The following is a 17,562-nucleotide window of genomic DNA, read 5'->3' on the forward strand; positions in this document are numbered from 1 at the left end:
AGACACCACACCGGTTAAGGTCTGGCTCTTATCAATGTCAGTGTCTGGGTTGGCGCATTGTCTTCACCACTGCTGTCCGCTGACGTTTCCAGCCACACACCGGCTGCCGTCAATAGCTTGTCATTGCAACAAAGCATGGGCACCCGATGACGAAGCCAGGGCGGCACCTCAAACTCCTGCCATAGTTTTTTCAATTCTCGCCGCTGAGAGCGTCCAATTGGCCAGCCCTTGAACGCCCCAGGTAATCCATATTCCAAAGTCAGCTCACCTGTCAGCGCGTGCTCACACAGGGAAACCTGCCAGTGGAGGCAACCACCGGACTGTGGCGCTGCTGCATCCCGGGCCGATAACTTCAGCACCCCGAGTGGAGTATCTACCCCCTGCTGAAGTTGCTCACGGGTTATCACGACTCGCTTCTGTGCAGGCAAATTGCCAAAGTCACTTTCTGCGCCGGCATATAAGTAACCGCGGAATCGTCTCAGACAGGTATTACCAAAGCGCAGAAAAACAGATGCATCCTCTCTGGCATCAAAAATTTGTATCAAGGCCTCCTGCAACTGCACTTTTGATGGCGGAGCAAGCTGAGCCAACACCAAAAATTGTCTCAGCAGCTGAGCTTGCCAAGGGGCTGAATATCCGCTGACAGGCGCCAAAGACATACGCCAGATACCGCTTAATGGACAGCGGCTCACATGGGGCGCCAATCGCTGCTGCGCTTCATCATCGACCAACCCCTGAGTTTCGGCACAAAGCTCGGCACTGCGGCTGGCGGTTGCCGCAATGGTGCCCCAACGGGCGGTGAGTTTCGGAATCACTTCGAGGCGCAGGTAATTACGGTCAAAGCGGGTGTCGGCGTTGCTCTCATCATTGATATGAACCAGATCCAGGCAGTCTGATGCCTGCTTCAGTTCATCACGGGAAAGGTGCAAAAAGGGTCTGAGCTGGAACGCACAGCCGTGCATATCTGAGTTCGTTCCATCCAATCCCAGCGGCTGACACACGCCCATGGCAGCAAGCCCTTTTGGCCCCAGACCTCGGGTCAGCGCCAACAGCACTGTTTCAAGCTGATCGTCCTGATGATGAGCGGTGAGCAGCACATCTCCCACCTGCAGATGACCGCAAAGTGCCTGATAACGCGCATTGCGGGCCTCAGCCTCAAGACTCAGGCGCGGCCCCTGTTTGACACTGACCCGCTCGACCACCAGAGGTAAACCGTAGATAGCCGCACGCTCACGGCAATGAACCGCCCAAGCGTCGGCATTGGCACTCAAACCGTGGTGCACATGCACCAGCAAACACTCAATAGCGCCGCTATTTTGCGCCCGCTTGAATTGCCCCAGCGCACAGGCAAGTACCTCAGAATCCAGCCCGCCGCTGTAACCAAGTACAATCCGCTTTGGCAACGCAGCGGTTGGCAACTGCGACAGCGCCGAGTCAATCAGGGCGGCAAGGGCTCCGGTTGTCATCAGAAATCAATCCTGACCTTATCCGGCCCAAGCAGGGTCTGCAGCGCCAGCACCAGCTCATCGGTGGGGTTCACCCGCCACTCATCACCCAGCTGCAGGCGGCCACTGGCATCATCCCGCTGAAGATTCACCACCAGGGGCACGGCGCCACCTTTCCAGGGACCGAGGGCCTCGAAGAAAGCATCCATCACGGTTTCCGGACACTGGCTCGACAGGATATCCACCTGCAGCGCCTTGGCAAAATGGCTGCGGGCCTCGCTGATATCGATAATATTGCGGGCAGTCATGCGGTTGCCGCCGGAGAAGTCGTCGAAACTCACTTCCCCTTCACAGATAAGAATGCGGTCTTTTTCCAATAGATGGCCAAACTTCTCGAACGCTTCGGTAAAGAGCATTACTTCGAGGCGAGCGCTTTTATCATCCAGAGTCAATAGCCCCATCTTGGAGCCACGCTTGGTGAGCATCACCCGGCTTGCCACCACCAGACCCGCGGCCTTGACCGTCTTGCCCCTCTCAGTAGGGTGAATGTCTTTCAGGCGCCCAGAGGTGTAGTTCTTCAGCTCCTTCAGGTACTGATTGATGGGATGACCGGTAAGATACAGCCCCAGGGTCTCGCGCTCTCCCTCGAGCCAGACTTTATCGGGCCAGGGCATACACTCCACAAACTGCTGCTTGGCATCTTCCTGATGGTCGTTCAAGAGACCAAACATATCGTGCTGGCCGGTGGCCTGCGCCTTGGCGTGCTGATCCGCCGCCTGCATGGCTTCCGGTAAGGTCGCCATCATAGAGGCTCTGTGCGGCCCCAGACTATCCAGCGCACCTGAGTAGATAAGTTTTTCAATCACCCGCCGATTGAGCTTCTTCAAATCGATACGGGCGCAGAAGTCGAACAAATCTTTGAAGGGACCGTCCTTGCGCGCCTCAAGAATGGCCTCTACCGGCCCCTCGCCCACGCCCTTGATGGCGCCAATGCCGTATACAATATTGAGCTCTTCATCCACGGTGAACTTAAACAGCCCCTTGTTCACATCCGGCGGGATGATCTTGAGCCCCATGCGATCGCACTCATCCACCAGGGTCACAATTTTGTCGGTGTTGTCCATATCCGCCGACATTACCGCCGCCATAAACTCCGACGGATAGTGAGCCTTGAGCCACAGAGTCTGGTACGACACCAATGCGTAGGCGGCGGAGTGCGATTTGTTAAAGCCGTAACCGGCGAACTTTTCCACCAGGTCGAAGATTTTCATGGCGAGCTCGCCATCGACGTTATTGTCTTCGGCCCCTTTCTGGAACACAGCCCGCTGCTTGGCCATCTCTTCAGGCTTTTTCTTCCCCATGGCGCGGCGCAGCATGTCAGCGCCGCCAAGGGTATAGCCTGAGAGCGTCTGGGCAATCTGCATCACCTGTTCCTGATACAGGATGATGCCATAGGTAGGTTCCAGGATGGGTTTCAGGCACTCGTGTTGCCAGGTGACGTCGGGGTAGGAAATCTCCTCGCGGCCGTGCTTACGGTCGATAAAGTTATCAACCATGCCCGACTGCAGCGGCCCCGGACGGAACAGGGCCACCAGTGCAATCATGTCTTCGAAACAGTCAGGCTGCAGGCGCTTGATAAGATCCTTCATACCACGGGATTCAAGCTGGAACACCGCCGTGGTTTCATAGCGCTTGAGCATGGCGAAGGACTTGCTGTCCACCAGCGGAATGGCGGCAATGTCCACCGGCTCCTTACCCATCTTGGCGAGGCGCGGGTTTATCATCCCAAGTGCCCAATCGATAATTGTCAGGGTTCGAAGGCCGAGGAAGTCGAACTTCACCAGACCTGCGTATTCGACATCGTTCTTATCGAACTGAGTAACCGGGTTTTTACCCTCAGCGTCGCAGTACAGCGGCGAGAAGTCGGTGATCTTGGTGGGCGCAATTACCACGCCTCCGGCGTGCTTACCGGCGTTACGGGTTACGCCCTCAAGCTTGCGCGCCATGTCGATAAGGTCTTTCACCTCCTCATCGGCATCATAGGCTTCCTGTAGCCCGGGCTCAACCTCAAAGGCCTTGGCCAGGGTCATGCCAGGCTCGGGCGGGATCATCTTGGAGATGCGGTCCACAAAGCCGTAGGAGTGCCCCAGCACCCTGCCTACGTCACGTACCACCGCCTTGGCAGCCATGGTACCGAAGGTAATGATTTGCGATACCGCTTCGCGGCCGTAAAGCTCGGCCACGTGTTCGATTACTTCATCGCGCCTGTCCATACAGAAGTCAACGTCGAAGTCGGGCATGGATACCCGTTCCGGGTTCAAAAAGCGCTCGAACAGCAGGTCAAATTCCAGTGGGTCAAGGTCAGTAATTTTCAGCGCATAGGCCACCAGAGAGCCCGCGCCCGAGCCCCGCCCCGGCCCTACGGGGATACCGTTATCCTTACCCCACTGGATAAACTCCATTACGATAAGGAAGTAACCGGGGAAGCCCATCTGGTTAATTACTTTAAGCTCGATGTCGAGGCGCTCGTCGTACTCTTTTCGCCGCTCGGCTCTGACCTCAGGATCAGGGAACAGGAACTCCAGCCGCTCTTCCAGCCCCTCTCTGGAGCGTACCACCAGGAAGTCTTCGGTACTTAATTCGCCGGTGGGGAAGTTGGGCAGGAAGTACTCGCCAAGGCGTACAGTCACATTACAACGCTTGGCAATTTCCACTGTGTTGGCAATGGCTTCGGGGATGTCGGAAAACAGCTCACACATTTCATCTTCGCTGCGAAGATATTGCTGGTCACTGTATTTTTTCGGGCGGCGGTTGTCGGCCAGGGTAAAGCCGTCGTGAATGGCTACCCGAATTTCGTGGGCCTCAAAATCTTCCGGCGTCAAAAATACCACCTGGTTGGTGGCCACCACCGGCAGGTCGAATTCGCCAGCGTGCTTCACCGCCATGTGCAGGTAAGTTTCTTCGTCAGCCCGACCGGTGCGGATAAGCTCGATAAAGTAACGGTCGGGGAAGTTCGCCTGATAAAACTCGGTCAGGCTTGCCGCCTGTGCCGAATTCCCTTTAAGCAGCGCCTTGCCAAGGTCGCCCTCTTTGGCACCCGACAACAACAAAATGCCTTGGTTAAAATCCAGCAGCCATTGCTGATCGATGGCAACTCTGCCCTGCACCTGGCCACGCAGATAGGCATGGCTGATAAGTTGGGTCAGATTCTGGTAGCCGTCGTTATCCATGGCAATCACTGTGATGGCACAGAACTCGTCTTCAAACCCCGGCACCAGCATCCAGAAGTCGGCGCCGATAATGGGCTTAATACCCTTGTCATGGCAGGTGCCATAAAATTTTACCAGACCACAGAGGTTGTTCTGATCGGTAACTGCAATCGCTGCCATCCCCAAGGCTTCGGCCTTTCCGAGGATGGGTTTGACCTTGGCCAGACCATCGGTCATGGAGAAGTCGGAATGCACACGCAGGTGAACGAACTTGGGCTGAGACATGGGCAATGAAGGCTTTTATCACGGGAAAAACAATGTGGAAAGATAACATGCCCGCAGGACAGCGCGAAAGACTTTACTGAGAAACGCCGCCTGAGAAGCGGCGTTTTTGCACAGTTTAAAATGACACTAGACGGGCTGCTGAGTCACCCCAAGATGGCACAGCACCTCGGGCGTAATTTGTGCCAGCACAGTCTTGGCCGCATCGGACGCCAAATCCAGTGCACGCCATCCGTCAGTACTCATAAAGTCGGCCACAGTATAACGAATAGAGATGGGCGCTATTGAGTTCATTTCACCGCTCAGGCGGAAAATACCGGCCTGAGTGTGAAGACGGGTGATATGAAACGGCTGATGTGACATGGTCTTTCTCTGTTCACAAAGTCTGAGCCTGTGACAACAGCCATTGTGATTTGATTTATTCGCCGCCGTTGGCTTCAAGCCACTCTCGCACAGGGCGAAAGCTGCGCCTGTGCTCGGGCAGAACCCCATGGGCATCCAGTGCCTCGAAGTGTGCCTTGGTTGGGTAGCCCTTGTGGGCGGCAAAACCAAACTGCGGATGTTTGGCATCAAGCTGCGCCATCTCACGGTCACGGGTTATCTTGGCAACCACGGAGGCGGCACTGATGGCTGCGATGAGACCGTCGCCCTTGACTACCGCATCGGCCTGAACGCCAAAATCCGGGGTGCGGTTACCGTCTACCAATACCCTGCCTGGCTTGATGGCAAGACCGGCCACGGCGCGCTGCATTGCCAGCATGGTCGCGTGGAGGATATTAAGCTCATCGATTTCCCGCGGACTGGCACGGCCAATGGATACCGCAAGCGCCTTTGCCAGAATCTCTGGGTAAAGGGCTTCGCGTTTTTTCTCGCTCAGCTTTTTGGAGTCATTCAGCCCGGCAATGGGGTTGGCAGGGTCCAGAATAACCGCGGCCGTCACCACATCGCCAACCAGCGGCCCACGGCCCACTTCATCGACCCCGGCCACCAGACCAAACTGGGTCTCGGCCTCCAGCACTGCCGCAGCCTCTGCTGTCAGATTTTTATATACCGCCATCAGCTTTCCTTACGCCTCAGCGTCAATCAGTGCTTCTACCGCATCAGCGGCGCGTTCGCTGGCGTTTTGACGCAAGCCTTGGTGCAAGGCGGTGAATTCACCAATAAGCGCCCGGTTATCGCTGTTCATAACCTTGATAACCGCATCAGCAATCTTCTCTGGGGTGCAATCTTGCTGAATAAGCTCAGGCACCAAATCCTTGCCGGAAAGCAGATTCGGCAACGAATAGCGCTTAATCAACATCATCCGGCTGGCAATGCTGTACGTGAGCTGCGCCACCCGATAGGCCACCACCATAGGACGCTTCACCAACATGGCCTCCAATGTCGCTGTGCCTGACGCCAGTAAGATGCCATCGCTGGCAGCCATGATTTCGCGGCTGTGACCATCAAACAGCTGAATTTCAAGCTCAGGAGCATGCGCTTGGATAGCAGCAAGAAACTGCTCACGGCGCTTGTCGTTCACCAGCGGCGTGATAAAACGAACATCCGGCAAGGCTTTTTTTATGGCTACCGCCGCCTTGATAAAGGGCTCGCTGAGCATCTTGAGCTCTCCGCCACGGCTGCCTGGCAGTATTGCCAGATACTCGGCGTCCTTGTCGAGCCCCAGGGTTTCACGGGCATCGTCCTTGCTGAGTTCCAGCGGAATATCATCTGCGAGAGTATGACCGACAAAAGTACAGGGCACCTGATGCTTGTCGTAAAAGGCTTTTTCAAACGGCAGCAGAGACAACACCATGTTGGTGGCTTTGGCGACTTTGAAGATACGCTTTGGCCGCCATGCCCACACTGAGGGGCTGACATAGTGCACAGTTTTAATGCCGGTTTGCTTCAGCTTAAGCTCAAGGCCGATATTGAAATCCGGGGCGTCGATACCGATAAAACAATCAGGTTTAAGGGCACTTAACTCTTTCACCAGGGTCGAGCGCACTTTCAATAGCCTTGGCAGACGTGACAGTACTTCGACAATGCCCATCACTGCCAGCTCTTCCATGGCGAACAGGGATTCGAAGCCCAAGGCTTCCATTCGCGGACCGCCGATCCCAATAAAGCGGGCATCGGGGTGACGGGCTTTGAGAGACTTGATTAAACCGGCGCCTAAAATATCGCCGGAGACTTCTCCGGCGACAATGGCATATATACGTTGCTTGGACTGGCTCATGGCGTTCCTGTCAACGGGATAATATCAGGGAGATGCGAACACGTCCTCGCATAACAGGCGCGGGGAATATTCGCACCATCCTTAGCTATTCTTAGCCGCGGATAATGCCCCGGCCAGAGTTTGCAACAAAGTCCATCATCATTTTCACCTCAGGGACAGCGGCCATTTCATCGGCGAGCGCTGCTGTGGCTTCTTCCACTGTGAGGTTATTGCGATAAAGGGTCTTGTAGGCGCGGCGTACGGCTAGCTGGGCCTCTTTAGAGAAACCGCGACGCTTCATGCCTTCGCTGTTCAGGCCACGTGGAATGGCAGGCTGACCGGCTGCCATCACGAAAGGTGGCACATCCTGCAGAATAAGCGAAGCACCGGCGGTGAAGGCGTGGGCACCGATATGCACAAACTGGTGCACGCCGGTCATACCGCCCAGAATAACCCAGTCACCCACGTGTACGTGCCCTGCAATGGAGGCATTGTTGGCCATGATCACGTTATTGCCGACTACGCAATCGTGAGCGATATGCACATAGGCCATAAACAGGTTGTTGGAGCCGATACGGGTTTCGCTGTCGTCCTGAATCGTACCACGGTGAATGGTCACATTTTCACGGATAACGTTGTTGTCACCAATGATGAGTCTGGTTGGTTCACCGGCGTACTTCTTGTCCTGGCAGTCTTCGCCCACCGAGGCAAATTGGAAGATCCGGTTGCCCTTACCGATAACTGTCGGGCCTTTCACCACCACATGGGAGTGAATGACGTTGTCATCACCAATTTCTACATCGGCACCGATGTAAGTCCATGGGCCGATACTGACATTGTTGCCGATTTTAGCGTCGGGATGGACGAATGCTAATTCACTGATCACTTCTCAATCTCTCTGCGGGCACACATGATTTCTGCGCTGCAAACCAACTCACCATCCACTTTGGCTTCACCGTAGAAAACGCCAATCCCGCGGCGCTCTTTGATCATTTTTACTTCAAAATGCAACTGGTCACCTGGCTCTACCACGCGCTTGAAGCGGGCATTGTCTATGCCTGCAAAGTAGTAAAGCACATCCGGAGATGGCTCGCTGCTCATGGTTTTGAATGCCAGCAGGCCTGTGGCCTGCGCCATGGCTTCCAGAATAAGCACGCCGGGCATAACAGGAGCCACAGGAAAGTGACCCACGAAAAACGGCTCGTTAATGGATACGTTTTTAATGGCATGCAAAGTTTCACCCGGGGTGTAGTCAAGCACGCGGTCAATGAGCAGGAAAGGATATCTGTGCGGCAGATACTTTAGGATCTCTTTGATATCCATGGTGTTCATTTGATTTGACACTGATTGATTCCTCAGGATGCGCCTTGGCGCATTGCTACTGAATATTACTCTTCTTGCTTAAGTTTGCTTTCCAGCACCTTCACGCGCTGGAACAGCTCATCCAATTGTCGGAAGCGCACTGTATTGCGGCGCCACAGTTTGTTTTCCATGGCAATAGTGGCGGACGAGTACACACCGGGCTCGCGGATCACACTGGTGACATTGGTGCCGCCACTGACATGAGTGCCATCGACAATGGTCAGGTGGCCAGCGACTGCACTGTTTCCACCAATAATACAGTATTTGCCGATAGTCACACTGCCGGCAATGGTGGTACTGCCTGCAATGGCAGTATGAGCACCAATAACATCGTTGTGGGCGATCTGAACCTGATTGTCGATGATGACCCCATCATGAATTTCGGTATGGGACAGGGCGCCACGGTCAATGCTGGTACTGGCGCCAATTTCCACATTGTTACCAATGCGCACGCCGCCAGTCTGTGGGATTTTAACCCAATTGCCACGCTCGTTGGCGTAGCCAAAACCATCTGAGCCTATCACCGCGCCAGAATGCACAATGCAGTCCATTCCCAGATGAACATCATGATACAGAGTAACATTGGCCCACAAACGGGAGCCTGAGCCAATGATGGAGTCCTGCCCCACCACGCTGCCGGCACCGATTTGCACCTTGTCACCCAAAATCACATTGGCACCAACCACGGCATTGGCACCAATGGAAACCCCTTCGCCCAATCGGGCAGAGGGGTCTATCTGCGCTGAAGGATGAATGCCCTCAGCGGCGTTGGGCGTTGTATCAAGAAGCTGTGCAACCCTGGCAAACCCCACGTAAGGGTCTTTAAGGATAAGGGCATTACCATCATAGCTGTCGGCATCTTTGGCTGACAGCAGCACAGCACTCGCTTTGGTTCCATCCAGCTGAGCACGGTACTTGGAATTGGCCAGAAAACTGATTTGGCCTTCGCGGGCCTCTTCAAGGGTGGCCACGGCACTGATTTCCAGCGTCGCGTCACCTTTTAACTCGGCCCCCAGAAGTTCTGCCAATTGGCCAAGGGTCACATTCTTCATCTATTACTTGGCCTTGCTCAGCGCTTCAACAACCTTGCTGCTGATGTCAATCTGAGGCTTGGCAAACACCACCGCGCCACTTTGCAAGACCAGATCAATTTGCTCTTTTTCGGCGATGTCTTTGATCACCTGCTGAACCTTAACCAGGATCTTGTTTTGCTCTTCAGCCTGACGGCGACGCACATCTTCCTGCAGGGCCTTACCCTTCAGTTGCAGATCAGCCTGCAGCGCTTCCATCTTGCGCACAGCTTCAGTTTTCTGCGCTTCGCTCATCAGAGCGCCATCGCGCTGATTCTTTTCCATCAGGCTGCGCAGTTCGGTCTGCAGCTTCTTTACTTCAGCTTCGCGATCGCCGAATTCTTTTTCCAGCGCCTTGCCGATGGCTTCGCGCTGTGGCAGCTGTTCAAACACTGCACCCATGTCCACTACCGCCAGTTTTTCAGCATTGGCAGCCAGTGGGGCACCAATCAGCATCAGTGTTATCAGGGCACGGTTAAGCATTTTGTTCAAAATAAACTCCTTGTTGTGGTGATTTTCACAATCGTCGCCGAGTGTATGTGTTTTAGAAAGTTTTGCCAATATTGAAGGAGAAGATCTCAGTGTCATCATCTTCATATTCCTTAATTGGCCAGGCAAGGCTGAATACCATGGGGCCCATGGGTGACAACCACTGCACACTCATACCCCAGGAGGCACGGAAACGGCTCGGATCGGCATAGTCTTCCAGCTTGGCAAATTCCTCAGCTGGCAGTGTACGGTATGAATCGTAATCAAACTCGGTATCCCATACGTTACCTGCATCAACGAAGAAGCTGGTACGAACCGAGTTGCTGTAGGCCTCATCCAGGAATGGCGTTGGCACAATCAACTCGAGACTGGCAGTCGCCACCGCATTACCGCCGATAGAGCGGCCTTGGCTGACCTGAATTTTATTCGGGTCACCGGGTAAGCTGCAGCCATCACCGCTCGGGTCAGGCGAACATGGCTCACTGCCTCGGTAAACATAGAAAGAGCGCGGTCCGACAGTATTTGATTTGAAACCCCGTAAACTGGTAGAACCACCGCTGTAGTAGTTTTCCCAGAAAGGCAATATCTGGTCATTCCCGTCCGACTCTCCATAACCATTGCCATAGCCCACCCTGGCACGTGTGAGCAGGACAAAGCTGTGGCTACGGGTCAGCGGGAAGTAGAAGTTGGTATCAAAGTCGGTTTTGAAATACTGCAGATCTGAGCCCGGGGTAGACATCTTGCCCGACAGACGCTGACTGGAGCCATCCGTTGGGAAGGTGCCGCGGTTCAAGGTACTTCTGTACCAACCGGCATTCAGTTCAAAGTTATTGAAACTGAGGTCAGCATTGGGATCGTTGGCATCACGGTAGATATTGTAGAAACGCAGTGCCTGCTCATATGCTGAGATTTCAGAAATGGTGTTGTGACGGAAACCAATGCCACCGTTGAGTCGGTTGTATTCGTTAATCGGAAAACCGCTGTTAAGTGCCACCCCATAAGAGCTGTTTTTATAACGCTCAAGGTTGGCCTCGTTGGCATCAAATTCACTCCAGTAAATGCTGCCACCCAAACTGACGCCATCTTTGGTGAAGTAAGGGTCGGTATAAGACAGGTTGACATTCTTGGAGTACTTGTTGGTGTTGATATTGATACCCGCCTGGTTACCCGTACCCAGGAAGTTACTTTGCTGCACACCAAACTGCAGACTGATGCCCGACTCTGTACCATAGCCGATACCGGCGTTAAAGGAGCCCGATGGCTGCTCTTTTACTTTAAACGATACGTCCACCAAATCATCGGTACCGGGCACCTGCACTGTTTCAGTATCCACGGTTTCAAAGAAGCCCAGACGGTTCAATCGGTTCTTTGAAAGCTCCACGTTGGCAGAGTTAAGCCAGGCACCTTCCATCTGACGCAGTTCACGGCGCAGTACTTCATCCTTGGTGACAGTATTGCCGGTGAAGTTCACAGAACGTACATACACCCGTTTACCCGGGTTGACACTCACATTGAGAGTTACCTCTTTGTTCTGGTCATCAATTTCCGGATAAGTTTTTACCTCTGGGTACGCATAACCGAAACGCCCCAGATACTTGGCGTACATCTCTTCGGTGAAGGTCACATCAGCGCCATTGTATTGTTCGCCTACCTTGATAGGCAGAATGGCACGCATCAACTCTTCGCGCCCCATCAAGTCGCCGGTGAGGTTCACTTCCTTCACCTTGTACTGCTCACCTTCATCTACATTGATGGTAATGTACAGCCCCTTGCGGTCCGGCGTCATGGCCACCTGAGTCGAGGTCACTTCAAAGCGGATATAACCATTGTTGTGATAGTGGGTCTTGATAGTTTCAAGGTCTGCCTGCAGCTTTTGCTTCTGGTAGCGACGCTCGCCAAAGAGATCCCACCAAGCCACGTAGTCCTTGAGTTCCAGCATGCCGATCAGCTCAGCATCGCTGTATTTTTCATTGCCCACGACATTGATTTGACGTATTTCGGCCGCCAGACCTTCGGTAAACTTAAACTTCAGTTCAACCCGGTTACGAGGCAGATTAATAACCTGCGCCTCTACCTTAGCGCCGTATTTACCTACGCCATAATAGAAGTCCTGCAGGCCTTTTTCGATACCGGACAGCATGGTGCGATCAAGAGCTTCGCCAACCTTTACGCCGCTACCATCAAGACTTTCCTGCAACTGTTCATCTTTGATGTCTTTGTTGCCTTCGAAAGTCACTTCACTGATAGTCGGCCTTTCTTTCACACTGACAATCAGAGCACCGTTGTCATTGCTGACCGATACCGTATCGAAGTTGGTAGTGGCATACAGACTCTTTATCGCCTGTTGCAGCTTAAGTTGATCAACCTGATCGCCGACCTTGATTGGCAGGCTGAGCAAAGCAGCACCCAGTGCGACTCGCTGCAAACCTTCTACTCGAATGTCGGTAACTGTGAATGGCGCAAAGGTGTCTGCCAGGCCGGTCCCTGAATAAGATGCGCCAAGGAGCATCATAGAGGCAAAAAGTTTATTCAATCTCATAGAGCACTTCTGATTATTTATCTGTCCTTGCTCAGAGTCGGGCAAAATCATTGAAAAGCGCGATACTCATCAACATTAGCAGCAGCGCTGCCCCAAATCTGAATCCTATTTCTTGCACCTTTTCAGGTACAGGTTTCCCGGTGATCACTTCCACAAAGTAATACAACAAATGGCCACCATCGAGTACGGGTAAGGGCAGAAGATTAATAATGCCCAGATTCACACTGATGAGTGCCAAAAATCCCAAAAAGTACACCAAGCCAAAATTGGCACTGTTACCAGCGCCCTGAGCAATGGAAATGGGTCCGCTCAGATTCTTCACCGACACATCACCGGTGAAAAGCTTTCCGATCATCTTGACGCTGACAACCACCAGCTGCCAAGTTTTCTCCGTCGCAACCGCCAAGGAGTCTAACATGCCATATTGCAACTGGATACGCATAGCCTCTGGCAGTTCACTGGCCTGGGGTACTATGCCTATCAAACCAACAGTTTTGCCGTCAGCGCCCTTACCGGGCCTTGGCGTGGCAATCAGTACCTTCTGCTCGCCATTGCGTTTAATGGTGAGCTGAATCGATTTGTCCGCTGAGCCCTGGATAGTAGTGACAAACCACTGCCAACCAGCGTAACTCACGCCATCGATACCAACGATTTCATCTCCTACCTGTACACCAGCCGCTTCGGCGGCGCTGTTTTGGGAGACCTGAGCCACCACTGGCAATATTTTAGGCCGCAGCATACTCAACCCCAGAGCGCCAATGGCCGACTCCTTCTCAGGGTCAAAACGCCAATTACGGGTATCCAGGGTAAAGATGCGCTCTTCGGTCGTTTGGCCTGCCAAACGGTTCAACGGTGCCAGGGTCAAGCTCAGGCTGTCATCACCAATGTGACCTACCAGCGCCAGATTGACCTCTTCCCAATTGCGTACCTTCTGTCCTGAGACAGCGAGGATTTGCATCGGTTCCTTAACATTTATCACAGCTGCTGGAGAATTCACCAATGTAGCGTCAATCACCGGCTTGACCGACGGGACACCAATCAAGTACATGATATAGAGAGCTACAATGGCAAAAATGAAGTTGGCGATGGGCCCTGCAGCAACTATCGCAATGCGCTGCCACACAGTCTTACGGTTAAAGGCCTGGTTTGCCATTGATGCCGGTACATCATCAACCCGCTCATCAAGCATCTTCACGTAGCCGCCAAGTGGGATCATGGCAACAACATATTCGGTACCATCTGCCGCAACTCTGCGCCACAATGGCTTGCCAAAACCGATGGAAAAACGCTCCACTTTTACGCCACAGCGACGGGCAATATAGAAATGTCCATATTCATGTGCGGTGATCAGTAATCCCAGCGCCACAATGAAGGATGCGGCATTCCAGAGGATGTCGAACATAGTTCTCCTTCGATTAAGTCCTTACAATCAGTGACGAGCCACCAGTTGCCGGGCCATTTGTCTGGCTTCGCTGTCGAGCGCCAAAATGGCTTCCAGCGAATCCAGATGGGTTTGTGCTATCTTACCCAGACATTCGCCATTAATCACAGCGATATCGGTAAAACCTATCTGACCGTTCAAAAAGGCCGCCACGGCTACCTCGTTGGCAGCATTGAGTACCGTGGTGGCTTCCTGCCCCTGCTGGCAGGCATCCATCGCCAATTTCAGACAAGGGAAACGGGCAAAATCAGGCTCGCAAAAACTTAAGTGTCCGACTTTGAAAAAGTCCAAAGGTTCCACCCCGGCAGAAATTCGCTCTGGGTACGCCATGGTATAAGCGATGGGTGTACGCATGTCCGGGTTCCCCATTTGTGCCAACACGCTGCCATCGCGGTACTGCACCATGGAGTGGATAACGCTTTGGGGGTGAATAACCACCTTAAGCTCATCCTTACCGGTATTGAACAGCCAGCGGGCTTCAATAAATTCCAGCCCTTTGTTCATCATGGTGGCGGAGTCAACCGAGATTTTCGGGCCCATAGACCAATTAGGGTGTTTGCAGGCCTGGGCCGGTGTCATGGCGGCCAGGGAGTCCAGCGGCGATGTTAAAAACGGGCCACCGGAGCCAGTCAGCAAAATATGGGAAATGCCGGCGGCGGATAAATCACAGCGGCCTATTTCGCGCTGCGCCTGTTCAGGCAGACACTGGAATATCGCATTGTGCTCACTGTCCACGGGCAGCAAGGTAGCGCCATTCTTGCGGGTTTCTTCGATAAAAAGCTCTCCGGACATCACCAGTGCTTCTTTGTTGGCCAAAAGAACCCGCTTACCGGCACGTACCGCCGCCAGGGTTGGCACCAAACCGGCGGCCCCCACAATAGCGGCCATCACAGTGTCGACCTCGGCGGCCGACACCAGCCCAAGCAGCGCCGCTTCGCCGGTGCTGACTTCAATGTTGAGCTCGGCCGGTAAACCGGCTTTCAGCTCGGCTGCTGCCTGCGGGTCAACCATGTGGGCATAGCGAGGGCGATGCTCAAGGCAAAGCTCGTGCATACGGGCCACGCTGCTGGCAGCCACCAAGGCGAAAGCCCGGTACGCACCGGGGTTTCGCTTAATCACATCGAGGGTACTTTTTCCAATGGAGCCTGTGGCCCCCAGGATCACCAGATTTTGCATGCTTACATCCAAAAGGTGATGTAGATAAGGGTGAACACAGGCAGCGCCGCAGTCAGGCTATCGATACGGTCAAGTACGCCGCCGTGTCCCGGCAAAATGGTGCCGGAATCTTTGATATTGGCAGCCCGTTTGAACATGCTCTCTGACAGATCGCCCAAAGCAGACGCCAGCGCAGTAAACAGGGTGACGGCAATCACCAGCCCCATTTCCTGCAGCGGTGACAGAGTCATCACCACGGCCACCACAATCATGGTGGTAACGAGGCCGCCAACAAGACCTTCGATAGTCTTGGCTGGACTGACATTAGGTGCCAGTTTGGTTCGCCCCAGCGCTTTACCGGCAAAGTAAGCACCACTGTCGGCCGCCCACACCACCAACATCACCAAAAATACCAACGCACCACCAAAATAAGGTTCACTGGCGGTGCTCAGTGACTTAAGCGCCACCAGAGACACGAAACACGGCAGTAGGGTTAGCTGGCCAAACATGGATTTCAGCATATGACTGCGCTGCCACAGACGGGCGCTCTTGGGATAGGTCACCACCAAGCCCATGGCAATCAGCCACCAAAGGCCACCGAGCAAGGTGACTGCAAGGAAGATAGGATGCAAATGCCCCGTATTCCATACCTCAGAGACCGGCACCAGTATATTCAGCGCCACCAAGAGGATGGCGAGCGTAATGGTAAAACTCCATTGGGTCATCTGACAGCTGGCATCAATAATACGCCCCCACTCCTTTGCTGCTATCAGAAACACCCCAACCAAGGCCCAGGCGAAATAGGCAGACGGCAGATAAAATATGGCGCCGAAAACCAGTGGGATAAGCCAGATTGCTGTTATTATTCGTTGTTTTAGCAAAAAACGTCCCTCGTAAATTAAAATCAGGCGCTCAATTCTTCTATTTGGCTTCCGGTCAATCCGAATCGGCGCTGACGACTCGCAAATAGGGCGATAGCGTCTTTAAAACATTGCTCATCAAAATCAGGCCAAAGGGTGTCAGTAAACACCAACTCAGCATAAGCCGCCTGCCAGAGCACAAAGTTACTGATGCGGTAGTCGCCACCAGTGCGGATCATTAAATCAACTTCCCCTTGATTTTGCATGCACAAATGTTGACTTAATGCCTCTTCGGTAAACTGACTGCTGTCGATTTCACCAGATGAGAGCTTTTGAGCCAGTTGGTTTGCTGCCTGAAGTATATCCCAGCGACCACCGTAGTTGGCTGCGACGTTCAGGATCAGCTCACTATTACCGGCAGTTTTAGCTTCTGCATCGCGAATTTGCTTTTGCAGTCGCTCAGAAAAACGGCTGGTATCGCCAATGATATTGAGCCGCACACCATTTTGATCCAAAAGCTTGATTTCGCGGCGCAGTACAGTAAAAAACAGTTCCATCAGCAAGCTGACTTCTACATCGGGCCTGCGCCAGTTTTCGCTTGAAAAGGCAAATAGAGTCAATGACCGTATTCCAAGCTGACGCGCTGTACTTACCGCCCGACGTACCGCCTTCACCCCTGCCTTGTGCCCTATTACCCTGGGTTTGCCCTGAGCCTGTGCCCAGCGACCGTTACCGTCCATGATAATAGCGACATGCCCCGGCAGGGACTGATTGACCAGTTCAGAGACCTCTTGAGGCATAGACTCTGTAGTCTGTTCAGCGGTAATTTCCCTGTTGGAAGACATCGATATACAACCCTATAAATAAACAAACGCCGTGTAGTATACCTCTACACGGCGTCTTAACTCTAGCGTGGAGTCAGAAGGCTTAGACCTCCATCAACTCCGCTTCTTTGGCTGTCAGGATTTCATCGATCTTTTTGATGTGCAGATCGGTGATCTTCTGCACTTCTTCTTCGCTGCGACGTACATCATCCTCAGTACATTCTTTGTCCTTTTCCAACTGCTTAAAGTGAGAGTTGGCATCGCGACGTACGTTACGCACGGCAACACGCCCCTGCTCAGCTTCGGCGCGAACCACTTTCACCAGATCACGACGACGCTCTTCAGTCAGAGGTGGCAGAGGAATACGGATTGTGGCACCGGCTGACATGGGGTTAAGCCCCAGATCTGAACTCATGATAGCCTTTTCGACCGCCTGGATAGCGCTACGGTCAAATACGCTTACCGCCAAAGTACGGCTGTCTTCGATACTCACGTTTGCCACTTGCTTAAGCGGAGTCATGGTGCCGTAGTAATTAACGTGGATAGTATCCAGCAAGCTGGGATGTGCACGGCCGGTACGAACTTTGGCCATTTGCGCCTTGGTGGCTTCTACACATTTGCCCATGCGCTCCTGCGCGTCTTTTTTGATATCTTCAATCACGGTAAATGTCCTTTTAGGTCATTATTGG

General features: G+C 53.4%; 15 protein-coding genes. All 15 read right to left on the minus strand.

The window, feature by feature from the left end:
- Nucleotides 1-14 precede the first annotated feature (14 nt).
- The 15 genes from tilS to frr all read right to left on the minus strand — a co-directional run bounded on the left by tilS (nucleotide 15) and on the right by frr (nucleotide 17,534).
- Nucleotides 15-1,466, minus strand: coding sequence for a tRNA lysidine(34) synthetase TilS (gene tilS, locus ABYK60_RS05790; RefSeq protein ID WP_372870989.1), 1,452 nt, complete (start codon nucleotides 1,464-1,466; stop codon nucleotides 15-17).
- On the minus strand, nucleotides 1,466-4,939 hold the full coding sequence (dnaE, locus tag ABYK60_RS05795) for a DNA polymerase III subunit alpha (RefSeq protein ID WP_372870990.1): 3,474 nt from the start codon (nucleotides 4,937-4,939) through the stop codon (nucleotides 1,466-1,468). The genes tilS and dnaE overlap by 1 nt, the downstream gene beginning before the upstream one ends.
- A 126-nt stretch (nucleotides 4,940-5,065) precedes the next feature.
- Nucleotides 5,066-5,299, minus strand: coding sequence for a hypothetical protein (locus tag ABYK60_RS05800; protein ID WP_372870991.1), 234 nt, complete (start codon nucleotides 5,297-5,299; stop codon nucleotides 5,066-5,068).
- A gap of 55 nt (nucleotides 5,300-5,354) precedes the next feature.
- On the minus strand, nucleotides 5,355-5,993 hold the full coding sequence (rnhB, locus tag ABYK60_RS05805) for a ribonuclease HII (RefSeq protein WP_372870992.1): 639 nt from the start codon (nucleotides 5,991-5,993) through the stop codon (nucleotides 5,355-5,357).
- A 9-nt stretch (nucleotides 5,994-6,002) separates the two neighbouring features.
- A complete protein-coding gene (gene lpxB / locus ABYK60_RS05810; protein ID WP_372870993.1) occupies nucleotides 6,003-7,154 on the minus strand; it encodes a lipid-A-disaccharide synthase in 1,152 nt (383 codons plus the stop codon).
- Between the two features lie 91 nt (nucleotides 7,155-7,245).
- A complete protein-coding gene (gene lpxA, locus ABYK60_RS05815; RefSeq protein WP_372870995.1) occupies nucleotides 7,246-8,019 on the minus strand; it encodes an acyl-ACP--UDP-N-acetylglucosamine O-acyltransferase in 774 nt (257 codons plus the stop codon).
- A complete protein-coding gene (gene fabZ, locus ABYK60_RS05820; protein WP_372870996.1) occupies nucleotides 8,016-8,477 on the minus strand; it encodes a 3-hydroxyacyl-ACP dehydratase FabZ in 462 nt (153 codons plus the stop codon). The genes lpxA and fabZ overlap by 4 nt, the downstream gene beginning before the upstream one ends.
- Before the next feature lie 44 nt (nucleotides 8,478-8,521).
- Nucleotides 8,522-9,547 carry a UDP-3-O-(3-hydroxymyristoyl)glucosamine N-acyltransferase gene (gene lpxD / locus ABYK60_RS05825; protein ID WP_372870997.1) on the minus strand — a complete coding sequence of 342 codons (1,026 nt, stop codon included), beginning with the start codon at nucleotides 9,545-9,547 and terminating at the stop codon, nucleotides 8,522-8,524.
- A gap of 3 nt (nucleotides 9,548-9,550) precedes the next feature.
- Nucleotides 9,551-10,048 (minus strand): OmpH family outer membrane protein, encoded by a 498-nt coding sequence (locus tag ABYK60_RS05830; RefSeq protein WP_372871017.1) that lies wholly within the window; start codon nucleotides 10,046-10,048, stop codon nucleotides 9,551-9,553.
- Nucleotides 10,049-10,109: 61 nt separating this feature from the next.
- The gene (bamA, locus tag ABYK60_RS05835) at nucleotides 10,110-12,593 is read right to left on the minus strand and encodes an outer membrane protein assembly factor BamA (RefSeq protein ID WP_372870998.1); all 2,484 of its coding nucleotides are present in this window, start codon (nucleotides 12,591-12,593) and stop codon (nucleotides 10,110-10,112) included.
- A gap of 31 nt (nucleotides 12,594-12,624) precedes the next feature.
- Nucleotides 12,625-13,995, minus strand: coding sequence for a sigma E protease regulator RseP (gene rseP, locus ABYK60_RS05840; RefSeq protein ID WP_372870999.1), 1,371 nt, complete (start codon nucleotides 13,993-13,995; stop codon nucleotides 12,625-12,627).
- A gap of 27 nt (nucleotides 13,996-14,022) precedes the next feature.
- Complete coding sequence (ispC, locus tag ABYK60_RS05845; protein ID WP_372871000.1) at nucleotides 14,023-15,210, minus strand: 1-deoxy-D-xylulose-5-phosphate reductoisomerase; 1,188 nt, start codon at nucleotides 15,208-15,210, stop codon at nucleotides 14,023-14,025.
- 2 nt (nucleotides 15,211-15,212) lie between these two features.
- Entirely contained in the window at nucleotides 15,213-16,070 is an 858-nt protein-coding gene (locus tag ABYK60_RS05850; RefSeq protein ID WP_372871001.1) for a phosphatidate cytidylyltransferase, read from the minus strand.
- A 23-nt stretch (nucleotides 16,071-16,093) separates the two neighbouring features.
- Nucleotides 16,094-16,894 (minus strand): polyprenyl diphosphate synthase, encoded by an 801-nt coding sequence (uppS, locus tag ABYK60_RS05855; RefSeq protein ID WP_372871002.1) that lies wholly within the window; start codon nucleotides 16,892-16,894, stop codon nucleotides 16,094-16,096.
- Nucleotides 16,895-16,976: 82 nt separating this feature from the next.
- Complete coding sequence (gene frr, locus ABYK60_RS05860) at nucleotides 16,977-17,534, minus strand: ribosome recycling factor (protein ID WP_372871003.1); 558 nt, start codon at nucleotides 17,532-17,534, stop codon at nucleotides 16,977-16,979.
- Between the last annotated feature and the right edge of the window lie 28 nt (nucleotides 17,535-17,562).

The sequence above is a fragment of the Shewanella sp. genome (genome assembly GCF_041630135.1).
GTDB lineage: Bacteria > Pseudomonadota > Gammaproteobacteria > Enterobacterales > Shewanellaceae > Shewanella.

What these genes read in the sequence shown, in the direction of transcription:
- tilS (WP_372870989.1), bottom strand. Translation starts at nt 1,466, where the DNA reads ATGACAACCGGAGCCCTTGCCGCCCTGATTGACTCGGCGCTGTCGCAG.
- dnaE (WP_372870990.1), bottom strand. Translation starts at nt 4,939, where the DNA reads ATGTCTCAGCCCAAGTTCGTTCACCTGCGTGTGCATTCCGACTTCTCC.
- ABYK60_RS05800 (WP_372870991.1), bottom strand. Translation starts at nt 5,299, where the DNA reads ATGTCACATCAGCCGTTTCATATCACCCGTCTTCACACTCAGGCCGGT.
- rnhB (WP_372870992.1), bottom strand. Translation starts at nt 5,993, where the DNA reads ATGGCGGTATATAAAAATCTGACAGCAGAGGCTGCGGCAGTGCTGGAG.
- lpxB (WP_372870993.1), bottom strand. Translation starts at nt 7,154, where the DNA reads ATGAGCCAGTCCAAGCAACGTATATATGCCATTGTCGCCGGAGAAGTC.
- lpxD (WP_372870997.1), bottom strand. Translation starts at nt 9,547, where the DNA reads ATGAAGAATGTGACCCTTGGCCAATTGGCAGAACTTCTGGGGGCCGAG.
- ABYK60_RS05830 (WP_372871017.1), bottom strand. Translation starts at nt 10,048, where the DNA reads ATGCTTAACCGTGCCCTGATAACACTGATGCTGATTGGTGCCCCACTG.
- bamA (WP_372870998.1), bottom strand. Translation starts at nt 12,593, where the DNA reads ATGAGATTGAATAAACTTTTTGCCTCTATGATGCTCCTTGGCGCATCT.
- rseP (WP_372870999.1), bottom strand. Translation starts at nt 13,995, where the DNA reads ATGTTCGACATCCTCTGGAATGCCGCATCCTTCATTGTGGCGCTGGGA.
- ispC (WP_372871000.1), bottom strand. Translation starts at nt 15,210, where the DNA reads ATGCAAAATCTGGTGATCCTGGGGGCCACAGGCTCCATTGGAAAAAGT.
- uppS (WP_372871002.1), bottom strand. Translation starts at nt 16,894, where the DNA reads ATGTCTTCCAACAGGGAAATTACCGCTGAACAGACTACAGAGTCTATG.